The sequence below is a fragment of the Phycisphaeraceae bacterium genome (genome assembly GCA_019636675.1).
GTDB lineage: Bacteria > Planctomycetota > Phycisphaerae > Phycisphaerales > UBA1924 > JAHBXC01.
The window spans coordinates 57,904-70,297 of record JAHBXC010000004.1; the positions used below are offsets into that span (position 1 = coordinate 57,904).

Annotated in this window: 13 protein-coding genes; 11 read left to right on the top strand and 2 right to left on the bottom strand. The window is 69.3% G+C overall.

The window, feature by feature from the left end:
• Window positions 1-7 precede the first annotated feature (7 nt).
• Window positions 8-1,231, top strand: coding sequence for an insulinase family protein (locus KF684_12315; protein MBX3353708.1), 1,224 nt, complete (start codon window positions 8-10; stop codon window positions 1,229-1,231).
• Here the strand turns inward: KF684_12315 and KF684_12320 are convergent.
• Window positions 1,215-1,790, bottom strand: coding sequence for a hypothetical protein (locus KF684_12320; protein ID MBX3353709.1), 576 nt, complete (start codon window positions 1,788-1,790; stop codon window positions 1,215-1,217). The genes KF684_12315 and KF684_12320 overlap by 17 nt on opposite strands.
• Before the next feature lie 298 nt (window positions 1,791-2,088).
• Here KF684_12320 and KF684_12325 point away from each other — a divergent pair, with 298 nt between their 5' ends.
• From KF684_12325 to KF684_12335, 3 genes are all read left to right on the top strand, one after another.
• On the top strand, window positions 2,089-2,583 hold the full coding sequence (locus tag KF684_12325) for a hypothetical protein (GenBank protein MBX3353710.1): 495 nt from the start codon (window positions 2,089-2,091) through the stop codon (window positions 2,581-2,583).
• Between the two features lie 177 nt (window positions 2,584-2,760).
• Window positions 2,761-3,258, top strand: coding sequence for a thioredoxin-dependent thiol peroxidase (gene bcp / locus KF684_12330; GenBank protein MBX3353711.1), 498 nt, complete (start codon window positions 2,761-2,763; stop codon window positions 3,256-3,258).
• Between the two features lie 141 nt (window positions 3,259-3,399).
• A complete protein-coding gene (locus tag KF684_12335) occupies window positions 3,400-3,990 on the top strand; it encodes a hypothetical protein (protein MBX3353712.1) in 591 nt (196 codons plus the stop codon).
• Window positions 3,991-4,002: 12 nt separating this feature from the next.
• Here KF684_12335 and dnaB read toward each other — a convergent pair whose 3' ends face one another.
• A complete protein-coding gene (gene dnaB, locus KF684_12340; protein ID MBX3353713.1) occupies window positions 4,003-5,661 on the bottom strand; it encodes a replicative DNA helicase in 1,659 nt (552 codons plus the stop codon).
• A 118-nt stretch (window positions 5,662-5,779) separates the two neighbouring features.
• Between dnaB and pdxH the strand changes: the two genes are divergently transcribed.
• From pdxH to KF684_12375, 7 genes are all read left to right on the top strand, one after another.
• The gene (gene pdxH / locus KF684_12345; protein MBX3353714.1) at window positions 5,780-6,508 is read left to right on the top strand and encodes a pyridoxamine 5'-phosphate oxidase; all 729 of its coding nucleotides are present in this window, start codon (window positions 5,780-5,782) and stop codon (window positions 6,506-6,508) included.
• A 329-nt stretch (window positions 6,509-6,837) separates the two neighbouring features.
• The gene (locus tag KF684_12350) at window positions 6,838-7,617 is read left to right on the top strand and encodes a hypothetical protein (protein MBX3353715.1); all 780 of its coding nucleotides are present in this window, start codon (window positions 6,838-6,840) and stop codon (window positions 7,615-7,617) included.
• 89 nt (window positions 7,618-7,706) lie between these two features.
• A complete protein-coding gene (locus tag KF684_12355; protein ID MBX3353716.1) occupies window positions 7,707-8,807 on the top strand; it encodes a tRNA-dihydrouridine synthase in 1,101 nt (366 codons plus the stop codon).
• 95 nt (window positions 8,808-8,902) lie between these two features.
• Window positions 8,903-10,474, top strand: a complete 1,572-nt coding sequence (gene zwf, locus KF684_12360; protein MBX3353717.1) for a glucose-6-phosphate dehydrogenase — start codon at window positions 8,903-8,905, stop codon at window positions 10,472-10,474.
• Window positions 10,475-10,597: 123 nt separating this feature from the next.
• Window positions 10,598-11,395, top strand: coding sequence for a MotA/TolQ/ExbB proton channel family protein (locus KF684_12365; protein MBX3353718.1), 798 nt, complete (start codon window positions 10,598-10,600; stop codon window positions 11,393-11,395).
• Between the two features lie 3 nt (window positions 11,396-11,398).
• Window positions 11,399-11,833 (top strand): biopolymer transporter ExbD, encoded by a 435-nt coding sequence (locus tag KF684_12370; GenBank protein ID MBX3353719.1) that lies wholly within the window; start codon window positions 11,399-11,401, stop codon window positions 11,831-11,833.
• Window positions 11,830-12,306 (top strand): biopolymer transporter ExbD, encoded by a 477-nt coding sequence (locus KF684_12375; GenBank protein ID MBX3353720.1) that lies wholly within the window; start codon window positions 11,830-11,832, stop codon window positions 12,304-12,306. The genes KF684_12370 and KF684_12375 overlap by 4 nt, the downstream gene beginning before the upstream one ends.
• Window positions 12,307-12,394 lie beyond the last annotated feature (88 nt).

Sequence of the window (12,394 nt, forward strand, 5' to 3'; positions counted from 1 at the left end):
TGACGCCATGAGCGTCACGTTCGAGAAGGTCGTCCTGCCCAACGGTCTCACCATCGCCGCGGAAGTCGTGCCCCACGCGCACTCCGCGGCGGTCGGCTTCTTCGTGCGCACCGGCGCGCGCGACGAAGCGCCGGAGCTGATGGGCGTCTCGCACTTCCTCGAGCACATGATGTTCAAGGGCACCGCCCGGCGCAGCGCCGAGGACGTGAACCGCGAGTTCGACGAGATCGGCGCGAAGTACAACGCGTACACCTCGACCGAGCTGACCTGCTTCCACGCGCAGACGCTGCCCGACCGTCTCGATCGCGCCACCGACATCCTCGCCGACATCCTGCGCCCGGCGCTGCGCGAGCAGGACTTCACCGCCGAGAAGAGCGTCATCCTCGAAGAGATCGCGATGTACAAGGACAACCCCTTCTGGGTTCTGTACGAGCGCGTCGCCGAGGAGCGCTACAAGGGCCACGCGCTCGGGCACCGCGTGCTGGGGACCAACGACACCGTCTCGTCCATGAGCGCGCCGCAGATGAAGGCGTACTTCGACGCGAGGTACTCGGCCGACAACACCGTCGTCGCGCTCGCCGGGAAGCTGGACTTCGACGCGTGCGTGCGCCAGATCGAGTCGCTCTGCGCCGGCTGGCAGAGCACCCGCCCCACGCGCGACAACGCCGAGCCGGCCACCGAGACGCGCGAGGTCCTCGTCGAGGACCCCAAGATCAATCGCGCCTACCTCCTCATGCTCGCCCCCGGGCCCGCCTTCGGCGACGACCGGCGCTACGCCGCCTCCATCCTCGCCGAGGTCCTCGGGGGCGCGGACAACAGCCGCCTCCACTGGGCGCTCATCGACCCGGGCATCGCGGAAGAGGCGCAGTCCGCCTACGACCCGCACGACGGCTGCGGCGACTACTTCGTCTACGCGTCGTGCGACCCCGACCGTCTCGACGAGGTCCGCGCCGTCGTCGATCGCGAAATCGTCAACCTCGTCGACTCGTTCAAGCCCGAAGACCTCGAGCGCCTGCGCAACAAGATCGCCACAGGCGTCACGCTCGCCGGCGAACGCCCCGGCGGGCGCATGCAGCGCATCGGGCGACGCTGGACCTATCTGGGCGCGCACATGTCGCTGGAGGAAGAACTCGAACGCATCCACGCCGTCACGCTCGACGACCTGCGCGAGGTGTGGGGCGCGTACCCGTTCTCTCCTCGGACGATCGGCGTCCTCACGCCGAAGCGCTGAGCGTCTCGGGCTTCGACGAGACCGACGACGACGCGTCCTTCGACGCGCCGACCGCCTGCGCGATCCGCTCCTGCAGCTCGGCGAAGTGCTCGGCGGCCTGCACCTGGCTCTTGCGCCACATCGACTTCGCAGCGAAGGGCAAAGGCAGGATCGTGATGGGCAGGTACCACATCCAGGTCTTGATCGCCCAGCCCTGCGCCGCGGAGAAATAGGTCTGGATCAGCGAGTCGGTCAGCCACACGCCCGGCCAGACCGTCAGGACGCCCACCAGCACGAAGATCACCGGCACGCGCCGGCGCAGCTGCGTGCGCAGGCGCACGATGCAGCCCGACCCGGCGCTCTCCGCCGCGTCGATGAACAAGTCCCGGTCGAAGGGCTGGCCGAAGACCCGCGCGCGGCAGGCGGTCTCGGCGTCGCGCTCGAACCCCGGGAGCTTCCCGGATCTCGCCAGCTTCTCGCACGCGTCGATCGCCCCCTTCGCGCCGAGAGGCGAACGCAGGGCGACGACCTCTCCCGAGGCCTTGACGCTGGTTCCCGACGCATTCGACCGGCTGCTCACTTCGGACCTTTCCGTCTGTTCTCGACACGGACGCTCCCGGGGACCGAACGCCCCCGGGTCTCTCCGACGATACCGCACGAACGCCGTTCCTGACGTGTCACTATCGGCCCGTGGGGGTCTTTCCTCAATGATTCGGGTCCCGTGCGGTTTCCCAAGTTCGCTTTCTCGCGTAGAACCTCGCTGGATGACCGCCGCGTCGCCCCCATTCCGTCCGGCCCTCAGACTGGTCTACCCGCCCGGGTACCCGGGTGTGCAGACGCCCTCGTCTTCGCTCGGACCCGGTCGCGCGGATGAGAGCTTGTACGCACCGGCGCCGGTCGAGGTCGCGCCGGCGCCCGCAGAACACGAGGTCCGCGCCGCGACCCGGGCCGTGACGCGCGAGAACCGCCGGGCCTCCGGCCTCACGCCAGAGGACGCGCGGAACATCCTCGCCGTGCGCATCGCCGAACTTCTGCAGGGCGGGCAGGCCGCGATCCTCACCCCCGAACGCCGCGCCAGAGCGATTCGGATCTCCCGTCTCCTGGGAGTGCGCGATTTCGACGCGCATCTGGTCATCGCTCTGGTGCAGGACCGTGCCAGGCGGGGCGAACTGGCGATCAGCGCCGGTGAAAGCCCCGGCGCACCGGCAGCGCGTGCCCCCGGCGTCGGCTCTGCGGCCCCGCTCGGCCCCTCGCGCGCGCCGCGCCCGCCGCGAGCCCCGGACGCGACGAGGACCGTGATGGCGCTCCAGTTCGCCGCCGCGGCGTTGCTCGCCGCCGCGATGCTGCTGGGCGTGCTCGCGTGGATCTCCTAAGCCACTCCCCCCTCCGGAATATGCGCGAGGGGTGAATACGACCGCGAGCCCGGGGCGAAGTGCATGGGGTCCGCCTCACCGGCCCACGCCGTCGTTGGCCTGAACCGTGCGAATGCGAGGTCGCGCATGATCGCCCCGGTCACTCTCAACTTCAGCCCCACCGAATGGAAGCGCACCATGCCGCTCATCGATATCGGCAAGAAAGCCCCCGCCTTCACCCTCGCCGACCAGCGCGGCGAGACGCGCAAGCTCTCAGACTACCTCGGCCAGCCCGTCGTCCTCTACTTCTATCCAAAGGACGACACCTCGGGCTGCACGAAGCAGGCGTGCGGCTTCCGCGACACCATGCAGACCTATGAGCGGGCCGGCGTTGTCGTGCTGGGCGTCTCGCCGCAGGACGTCGCGTCGAAGCGCAAGTTCGCCGAGAAGTTCGCGCTGAACTTCCCGATCCTCGCCGACGTCGCGGGCGACGACGGCGTGCCCCCGGTATGCGCGAAATACGGCGTGTGGAAGGAAAAGAGCATGTACGGCAAGAAGTACATGGGCGCAGACCGGGTGACCTATCTCATCGGGCCCGACGGCAAGGTCGCGAAGCGCTGGGACAAGGTGAAGCCCGAGGGCCACGCCGACGAGGTGCTCGAGGCGGTCAGGGAGCTCGGCGCCGTCGCCAAGTAACGCCCGGCGCGCATTCCGGACGCGACATTCTCATTTCATCTCACACAGAAGCGGAAACTACGCGCCCGGGGCGCTCGAAGCCCTCTCGGTAGCATCGCACAGCCGCCTTTAGGAAGCGGCCCTTCGAGAGGGAAGATCACCGTGACACTGTTCCGATCCGCGCTCGCGTCCGCTGTCGTTCTGTCGTGCTCCGGGGCCGCCCTCGCGGTCGACTGGGACGAGACCATCAACGGCGATCTCTCGAACGACCGCTTCAACCCCACGAGCTTCACGCTCGATCTCGGGCTGAACACCATCACCATGAACGTCGTCGACTCGAACGACTTCGACACCGGCGACATCGATTACTTCAGCATCGTGATCGGCGCGGGTCTCCGGCTCGACTCGATCATCCTGTTCGAGTCCTCCGCGCCGGGCGACGGCTTCGTCGACTCCATCGCGTTCATCGGGCTCGCCGCGGGCGATTTCTTCCCGGTCGATCCCGTCTTCATCGACCCCGAGCCCCTGCTCGGCTTCGTGCTGACGGCGCCCGAGCTCGTCGGGACCGACATCCTGACCGACCTGGGCCTGACGGCGCCCGTCGCTGGCGAGAGCGTCTACAGCTTCTGGGTCCAGCAGACCGGCTTCAGTCTCACCACGGTGTCGCTGGGCTTCAATGTGTCGGTGATCCCCTCGCCCGGCGCGGCATCCGTGCTGGCGCTCGGCGCGTTCGCGGCGCGTCGTCGTCGCTGAATCGCGCGAGCGTCAGATCGGCAGGTCGTTGTCGGTTTCCCACGGATCGAAGTCCGGCCCGCCCCCGTTGCGTTCGTCGCCGGCCGGGCCCTGGTCCGCGCTGGCCGGGATGTAGCCCGCCATGCCGCCCCGGGGTTTGGGCTCGATCGCGTCCTGCCGGGTGAACTGCGCCGAGGCCGACGGGCCGTTTGAAGGCCGCGCGGGGTAGGAATCGTCGTAGCCCGGGCTTGGGTTCTTGAAGCGCGTGGTGGCGGCCTCCCACTCCATGCGCGCGACGCCGGTGGGCCCGTTGCGCTGCTTGGCGATGATGAGTTCGGCGAGGTTCTCCTTGCCCTCGTTCTCTTCGAACCACGCCGGGTCGCTCATGTGGTAGTACGCCTCGCGGTGCAGCAGCATGATCACGTCGGCGTCCTGCTCGATGGAGCCCGACTCGCGCAGGTCGCTCATCTTGGGCCGGTGGCCCTCGCGCTGCTCGGCGCCGCGGTTGAGCTGCGCGAGACAGATGACCGGCACGCTGAGTTCACGGGCCAGCGCCTTCACGCCGCGTGAGATCGTCGACACCTCGACCTGCCTGCTCTCGCGCGCCGCGCCCGGCGCGGTCATGAGCTGCAGGTAGTCGATCATGATGCACTTCACCCCGTGCTGGGCGACGAGGCGGCGCGCGCGAGAGCGCATCTGCAGGACCGTCATCGCGGGTGAGTCGTCGATGTAGATGGGCGCCTCGGCCAGCTCGCCGCAGGCGCGCACGATCTGGCGGTAGTGCTCCTCGTGCAGCTGGCCGGTGCGCAGGCGGTGCGAGTCGACGCCGGATCGCGCCGCGATGAGTCGCTGCGTGACGCTCTGGCGCGACATTTCCATCGAGAACACCGCGACGGGGCAGGGCTTCCCGTTGTCGCCCCCCAGCGCGATGCCCTCGGCCAGGTTCAGCGCCAGCGCGGTCTTTCCCATCGAGGGGCGGGCCGCGATGATGATCATCTCGCCCGGCTGGAACCCGCTGAGCATCTCGTCGAGCTCGTGGAAGCCGGACGAGACGCCCGTCACGCCCTTGCCCTGATTGGCCTCGAGCAGCTCCATCGCCTCGTGCAGCAGTTCAGACAGACGCTGCGGGTCGCTGCTCTCGTTGCTCTGCGCGATCTCGAAGATCTGCTGCTCCGCGACATCGATCACCTCGCGCGCGCCGTCGGGGCCGAGCTCGCCGGCGTGGTACGCCTCGTAGAGGATCTGGCTGGCCGCGTCGATGAGCCGGCGCAGCTTCGCCTTGTCGGCGACGATCTTGGCGTAGTACGGCGCGTTGACCGCCGTCGGCACGCTCTCGGCCAGCTGCACCAGGTACTCCACGCCCCCGATCTGATCGAGCACCCCGGCGTCCTTGAGCGCCTCGGCGAGCTGCACCAGGTCCCCCGACTCGTGCCGGTCGTAGCCCGTCAGGAGGGCCGTAAAGATCGCGTTGTGCGCCTCGCTGTAGAACGCGTCGCCCCCGGTCACCAGGTGCAGGACATCGCCCGTCACCTTCGGGTCGAGGATCATCGACCCCAGAAGGGCCATCTCTGCTTCCGCCGAGTGGGGCGGCTGCTTGTCGAACAGCTTGGGGGTCGCGGCGCGCGCGGCCTCCTGGCGGCGTGCGCGCCGGGCCTTGTCCGTTCCGACTCCGTTCGTTTCGGGTCCGATCATGGGCCGGGATCATCCCCTTTCGCGTCCGTGCGTACAGCCCTGCGACAGCTTTTTCACATCCTACCACGGGACGCAACCCGCCGATTTCGGGCGAGATCGCGCCTGCATACGCTTGGACATGGCGCCCCTCACCCCCACCGAGCTCGGGAACGAAACCGCCGCCGCCAAGTGGCTGGGAGACACGCTCCCGCCCGACCCCATGCCGGCCCTCGAGGAATGGATGGGCGAAGCGACGGCCAGGCGGGTCCAGCCCAACCCCAACGCGATGACCCTGGCGACTGTGGACGCCGACGGGCGCCCCTCGGCGCGCATCGTGCTCTGTCGCGGCATCGACGCGCGCGCCGGGTTCATCGAGTTCTTCACGAACAAGACAAGCCGCAAGGGACTGGCGCTGCGCGCACACCCGCACGCCGCGCTGCTGTTCCACTGGGACGACCTCGACCGTCAGATCCGCATCGAGGGACCGATCACCGACGCGCCCGACGCGCGCGCCGACGAGTACTTCGCGACCCGGCACCCGCTCTCGCGCCTCAGCGCGTGGGCGAGCGCGCAGAGCCAGCCGGCGGCGTCGCGCGCAGCGATCGACGCGAATCTCGCGAGTATGGCGCAGCGCTTCGGCGTCGATCTGGACGCCATCAAGCGCGACGCCGCGTCCGTGACGGTCGATATCCCCCGGCCGCCCCACTGGGGCGGGTACCGCGTGTGGGCCGAGCGCGTGGAACTGTGGAGCGGGCGTACAGGGCGCACGCACGACCGCGCGCTGTGGACGCGAACGCTGACGCGAACGGGCGATGACGACCTCGCGTTCACGGGCTCCGCGTGGCGTTCGCAGCGCCTGCAGCCCTGAGCCCGATCGCAACATCTTTCGTCGCACGAACTTGCGTGTTTCCCCCGCAAAACCGCGGGTTTTGCGATGTTCGCACGATAGTCGTCTTGCGACATCCGGTATTCGCTGTATCCTGCCCAGAGTCACACGCGGCCACGCACACGGAGCGCCATTCGGCGCGCCACGCCGCGACGACCGGCCGCCGGTCGAGTGAACTGGAGTAGGGCGAGGAGCGCACATTCCTCGCCGGGAACAGACAGGCAATACAAGACACCCCCACGGCGGCGCTGTGCGCACCGGCCATGCCGCGCTTACGCGGCGGGGGTGTTTCTTGCGCAAAGGAGACGACCGTGAAGACAACTCTCGCGTCGATCGGTATCGCATGCGCGATCGCTGCGCCCAGCGCGCTCGCCGGAAACATCATGGGCAACCCCCTTGTCGCGATCGGGGAGAACCAGCCGGTGAGCTGGACGCAGGCACTGAACAACGGACGCATCCGCGCCATCGACCCGGCGACGGACGGCGTGCCTGGCCCCGACCTGCGCTTCTACGCCACGCAGGGGACCGCCGCGTTCGTCGCCTCGGCGCTCACGCCCGACCTGATGGTCGAACTGGGCGACGAGACCCACCAGGCCCTCGTCATGCAGTGGAACCCGCTGATGCAGGGCGAGGACATCGCCGTCGCGTCGTGGGAGCTCGACATCAGCACCGGCCCCGGGCGCGCCAACGGGCTGAACCTCTCGCGCGGCATGATCCATTTCTCGCTCGGCGCCCCTCCCGGAGTCTGGGACATCGGCGTCAGTCTGCGCGACAAGAACGGGAACTGGGCCGGATGGTTCATGCCCATGCCCCCGCTCAACTGGACCTTCCAGTGGATCGACCTCTCGCAGGGCAACCAGGACGGCTGGTTCTCGTTCGTCGACCCCGGCTTCGACATCAGCAACGTCGTCGCGGTCCGGCTGAACGAAGCCGGCGCGATGGTCACCTTCCCCCTGCCCCCGGACGGCGCGCAGCCGGGGTTCTGGGACTGGAACGCCTTCAACAGCATCATCATCACCCCGACCCCGGGCGCGACCGGGCTCGTCGGCATCGCCGCGCTCTGCATGCTGCGGCGCAGGCGCGCGCCGTAACGGTTGAGGAGAGGGACTGACAGTGACACCTGCCGGCCGGGCTGACGCCGGGCCGGTGGGTTCGGATCGACGCGTCGTAGAATCGGGGAGTGCTCGCGCAGCCCCTCCAGATCGGACCGGTCCGACTCGCGACCAACCTGCTGCTGGCGCCGATCGCCGGGTACTGCGATTTGGCGTTCCGGCTCGCCGCACGCTCGTGGGGCGGCGTCGGGCTCGCCTGCACCGACCTCCTCTCGCCGCAGGGCCTGCTGCGAGGGACCGCGACCTCCCTCGACCTCGCGCGCACCAACGACGAGGACAAGCCGGTGGGCATGCAGCTCTACGGGGGCGACGCGAACATCCTCGCCGACGGCGCGCGCTGGGCCATCCAGCACGGCGCGACCGTTGTCGACATCAACATGGGCTGCCCGGTCGACAAGGTCACGAAGAAGGACGGGGGGTCCAAACTCCTCTGCGACCCCTGCAACACGCTGCGTCTGGTCGAGAAGGTCGCGCGCGCCGTCGAGCAGGAATCCGGGGGGCGCGTGCCCCTGACGGCGAAGGTCCGGCTGGGCTGGTCGATGGGCGTCGATGTCGCCCCCTCGCTGGCGCCGCGCCTCGTCGAGGAGGGCTGCGCCGCGATCACGGTGCACGGGCGGTACACCGAGCAGAAGTTCAAGGGCGAGTGCCACCTCGACGGCATCGCGCGGGTGGTGGAGGCGGTGGGCGCCCGGGCCCCCGTCATCGGCAACGGCGACGTGAAGACCCCCGACGACTGCCTGCGCATGCTGCGCGTCACCGGCTGCGCCGGGGTGATGATCGGGCGCGGCGCGCTCTCGGCGCCCTGGCTTTTCCGCGACTGCTGGCACGCGCAGCGCGTCGGCGCCGGGCTGACGGGCGAGCCGGCGCCCCCCGAACCGACCGAGCGGGAAAAGCTCGACACCATCCGGCGCTACTTCGCCGACATGATCGCGTTCCGCGACGAGCGCTACGCGATGATGCAGATCCGCCGGCGCATCACCTGGTTCGGCAAGCGCCTCGGCCCCTGCAAGCCCATGAAGGAGCGCGTGCGCGTCGCCAGGAACCCGGCGGAAGTGCTCGCGGCACTGGACGAGTTCGAGCGCGGCGGCCTGCGCTGGTTCCCGCGCGACGACGGAACCCCCTGTATCGAGGACGCCCTCGAAACCGACGACGCCGAGTGCGTCGGCTGACGATCGCTCTGGTTCCCCTGCTCCCTGCTGCCCGCTCCCTCCTCCCTTCCGCCCCCAATTGACGCGCCGCCCCCCAGCGGGCACGATGCGCCCAGATGACGCACCTCGCTCCCTCCAAACATCCCGAGCCCTGCGTGCTGGTGATCTTCGGCGCGTCCGGGGACCTGACAGAACGCAAACTCATCCCGTCGCTCTACGACATGTTCCGCGAGGGGTCGCTCCCCGAGACCTTCGCGGTGCTCGGCTGCGCGCGCACCGGCATGTCCGACGCCCAGTTCCGCGAGAAGCTGCGCGAGCCGGCGGAGAAGCACGCCGGCGCGTTCGACGCCGACTCGTGGGACCGCTTCTCGCGCCGCGTGCACTACCAGCCCTTCGACGGGTCGAAGACCGAGGACTATCGCACGCTCAACGAGCGCGTGGAGTTGCTCGCGCTCCAGCACGACCTTCGCGGCGGGGCGAACGCCGGCTCGAGCGATCCGAACGTGCTGTTCTACCTCGCCGTCGCGCCGACGCTCTCCAAGACCATCGTCGCCCACCTCGCCGACACAGGGCTCGTGACCGAGAGCAAGAGATGGTGCGCCGTGAACCGGGGCGTGACGCCCTGGCGGCGCATCATCGTCGAGAAGCCCTTCGGTACGGACCTCGAGTCGGCGCGCTCGATCAACCGCGCGCTGGGGCGGGCGTTCGACGAGGACGCGATCTATCGAATCGACCACTACATGGGCAAGGAGCTGGTGCGCAACGTGCTGGTGTTCCGCTTCGCGAACACGATCTTCGAACAGGTGTGGAACCGCGACTGCGTCGACCACGTGCAGATCACCGCCGCCGAGACCATCGGCGTCGAGGACCGCGCCGCGTACTACGACGAGTCGGGCGCGATGCGCGACATGATCCAGAGCCACCTCGTGCAGGTGATGACGCTCATCGCGATGGAGGCGCCCAGCAGCGCCGAGGCCGACGCCCTCGCGCGCGAGCGCATCAAGGTGCTCGAGTCGACGCGCCGGATCGACCCCGACAAGGCGCACCTGTTCGCCGCCTTCGGGCGCTACGGGGCCCAGGGGGCGCACCCGGCGTACACCTCCGAGCCCGGCGTCGTCGCCGCCAAGAAGACCGAGACCTTCTGCGCGATGAAGTGCCACATCGACAACTGGCGCTGGGCGGGCGTGCCCTTCTACCTGCGCTCGGGCAAGCGCATGGCGCGCAAGCTCACCGAGATCGTCGTGCAGTTCAAGCACCCGCCCGACTGGCTCTTCAAGACCGTCGAGCCCTACACCAAGGGCGTCACCCGCCCGCCCAACCGCATCATCATCAACATCGCCCCCGACGAGGGCATCTCCCTTCGCTTCGAGACCAAGGTCCCCGGGCCCAAGTTCCGCATCGATTCCGCCAAGATGGACATGGACTACGCCAAGGCCTTCGACGCCAAGCCCGTCGAGGCATACGGCCCGCTCATCCTCGACGCGATGCGCGGCGACCGGCTCCTCTTCAAGCACCGCGACGAGGTCGAGGGCGCCTGGGAGGTCTGCCAGCCCCTCCTCGACAGCGAGGAACTGCGCGCCCGGATCGAGACCTACGAGTCGGGCACGTGGGGGCCCCAGTCCAGCGACGAGCTGCTCGCCCGCGACGGCAAGATCTGGCACAACCCCATCGCCGGAGAGCGCCGATAGTGAGAGTCCGTCAACCGTCCGCCACGCGACGCGTATGACGCAGGTACCCTTCCCCCTCTCCGGGGCGTCATCCCTTCCGTGCGACGCCCTCTCAGCCCCGACTTCCGGACCGGAGCAGCCCTCTTGCCCTTCGCGATCCCCGCCGTCACCGCCAGCATGCCCTCCTTCCTCGCGCAGCTCGACGCGCCCTCGTCGCAGGGCGCCGCCGCGAGCGAAGCCACGAGCATCTGGTCGCTGTTCATGCAGTCCTTCGACCTGTTCACGATCCTGATCGTGATGGGGTCGGTGTTCGCGGTCGCCATCATCGTGCGCGCGATCCTGACCCTGCGCCGGTCCGTGATCCTGCCGGCCGAGTCGATCGACGCGGTGCAGAGCGCGATCAACGAGCGGCGCTGGGCCGACCTCCAGCAGTTCGTGGGCGAGGACGATTCGTTCGTGTCGCGCGTGCTGCGCGAGAGTCTGCCCAAGCTTCGCGTCAACCCGCTGGGCATCCACGAAGCCACCGAGATGGCCGCCGACACCGAGACGGCGCGCCGTTTCAAGGAAGTCGAGTGGCTTGGCGTGATCGGCAACCTCGGGCCGCTGCTCGGGCTGGTGGGCACCGTGTGGGGCATGATCATCGCCTTCACCGCGATCGGCGAGACCGGGGGCCAGGCCGCCGCCTCGCAGCTCTCCATCGGCATCGCCAAGGCGCTCTTCCACACCTTCCTCGGGCTGCTGCTCGCGATCCCGGCGCTGCTGGCCTACGGGATGTTCCGCGAGCGCCTCGACCGGATCTGCTCGGAGGGCACGATGCTCGCGACCGACGCGATGGACCAGATCGCGGCGGTCGCGCTCCAGAACCCCGGCGCGCAGGCGTCGCCTGCGCAGGGGCCCGGCGCCGCCCAGTCGCCCCAGCCCCGCCACGGCGCAGGGAACTGACGAGTGGCCAGGCGTCGCCGACGACATCGCGGGCATTCCGAGGGCGGGCACGTCAACGTCGTCCCGCTCATCGACATCGTGATGGTGCTCATCATCTTCTATCTGATGGTCGGCTCGTTCATCGGCGATGACTACGAGACGCTGCCGCTGCCCCTCAGCGTCGCGGGCGAGCCGACCGCCGGCGCCGACGTGTTCACGATCAACGCTGTCCCCCGCGACGACGGCACAGGTCGCGCGATCTATCGCGTGCACAACCGCGACGTCGACGAGGCGGGCATCCGTCGCATGGTCGAACAGATGCGCGCGCGCGACCCCGAGGTCATCGTGCAGCTGCGCGCGTCGCGAGAACTAAGCTACGGCGCTGTGGAGCCGGCGGTCCGGGCCGTCTCGATGGCCGGCGTCTCACGCCTGCGTCTGGTGACGGAGTCCGCCCAGTGAGCGCCCGTCGTCGTCGCTATCGCAGGCGGGGCGCCTTCGGCCCCAACATGACCCCGATGGTCGATGTGGTCCTCGTGATCCTGATCTTCTTCATGGGCGCGATGGGTCTGGCGGCGGCGGAGCAGTTCCTCGGGACCGGGACGCCCCCTCCGGACTCGTCGAGTCCCTCGGAGTCGGCCAGCGCGTCCGAATCACCCTCCCGGCGCGCGCCGGCGACGCAGGCCACGCGCGCCGTGCTGAGGATGACCACGGGCCCGGGCGGTCGCACCGTCGTGAACGGGATGGGGCTCGCGAATGTGGGCATCGACGCCGTCGCCGAGCGGCTGGACGCGATCGTGCGCGCCGGGTTCGACGCGACGGTGATCGTCGTGGTCGCGCCGGCGCCGGGCGTGCCCTACCAGGACGTCGTCCTGATCCACGACGCCGCCGCCCGCGCCGGGATCACGAACATCCGGCTGGGAGTCGTGGAATAGGGAGGAGGGAGCGGGCAACAGGGAGCAGCCGGATTCCGATTCCCGCTGCTCCCTGCTGCCTGCTCCCCGCTGCCTTCCTCACGCTACC

Bases quoted from the DNA above. Each gene is read 5' to 3' on its own strand.
- zwf (MBX3353717.1), top strand. From the start codon at position 8,903: ATGACGCACCTCGCTCCCTCCAAACATCCCGAGCCCTGCGTGCTGGTG.
- pdxH (MBX3353714.1), top strand. From the start codon at position 5,780: ATGGCGCCCCTCACCCCCACCGAGCTCGGGAACGAAACCGCCGCCGCC.
- bcp (MBX3353711.1), top strand. From the start codon at position 2,761: ATGCCGCTCATCGATATCGGCAAGAAAGCCCCCGCCTTCACCCTCGCC.
- dnaB (MBX3353713.1), bottom strand. From the start codon at position 5,661: ATGATCGGACCCGAAACGAACGGAGTCGGAACGGACAAGGCCCGGCGC.
- KF684_12315 (MBX3353708.1), top strand. From the start codon at position 8: ATGAGCGTCACGTTCGAGAAGGTCGTCCTGCCCAACGGTCTCACCATC.